At 75.3% G+C, this 908-nt stretch carries 1 protein-coding gene; it reads left to right on the top strand.

The annotated features are described in order from the left end of the window. Nucleotides 1-908 (top strand): SWIM zinc finger family protein (locus tag E2651_RS43460; protein WP_245239569.1); only part of this gene is annotated, 908 nt, incomplete at both ends.

Raw genomic sequence — 908 nt, 5'->3', positions numbered from 1 at the left:
GATTTGTATAAGAGCCGGGGCATCGTGCGGTCGGCCGCCGCTCGCTCGGATGATGCGGGGGCGGCTGCCGGGCGCTCGGGTGATGCGAGGGCCGCCGCCCGCGAGGGCGACACGCGGGCCTCAGCCACCCGCGCGGGCGACAGACGCGCCCCCGCCACGCCCGCGGGCGACAGACGCGCCCCCGCCACCCGCACGGGAGGAGGCGCGCGAACCGCCGCAACCCGCACCGGCGGCAACGGCCGCGTCTTCCCCCCGCTCCCTCAACACCCCGACCCGCAGGCCCCGTTCGCGACATCCTGGTGGGGCAACGCCTGGATCGCCGCCCTGGAAGGGACCTCGCTGGACGCGGGTCGCCTCGCCCGTGGCCGGGCCTACGCCCGTGAGGGGCACGTCGACACCATCACCGTCGCGCCGGGCCGCATCGTGGCGTACGTACACGGCAGTCGCCCGCGCCCCTACCGCGCCGAGATCCGCATGCGCACCCTCACCCCGGAGGACTGGGACAACTTCCTGGACGCGGTGGCCACGGAACCGGCCCACATCGCGGCGCTCCTGGACAAGGACATGCCGCACGCGCTGGCGGAGGCGGCGGAGCGAGCCGACGTCCAACTCCTCCCAGGCCCCGGCGACTTGGTCCCGTCCTGCAGTTGCCCGGACCACGGCCGCCCCTGCAAGCACGCGGCGGCGCTCACGTACCAAACTGCCAGACTCCTGGACGCGGACCCCTTCGTACTCCTCCTCCTGCGCGGCGGGGACGAGGCGGCGCTCCTGGACGAACTCGCGCAGCGCAACGCGCACGAGGCGGCCCGCGAGCAGTCCGACGCGGCGACCGAGGCGGGCCCCGAGAACCTCCCGGGAACCCTGGCACGGGACGCCATCGCCACGGACTACCGCCCCCCGCTCCCACC

Source organism: Streptomyces sp. MZ04, from assembly GCF_004684775.1.
Taxonomy (GTDB): domain Bacteria; phylum Actinomycetota; class Actinomycetes; order Streptomycetales; family Streptomycetaceae; genus Streptomyces.
Note: the sequence above shows the minus strand (reverse complement) of the source record. Positions and strands in the feature narration are given on the sequence as shown.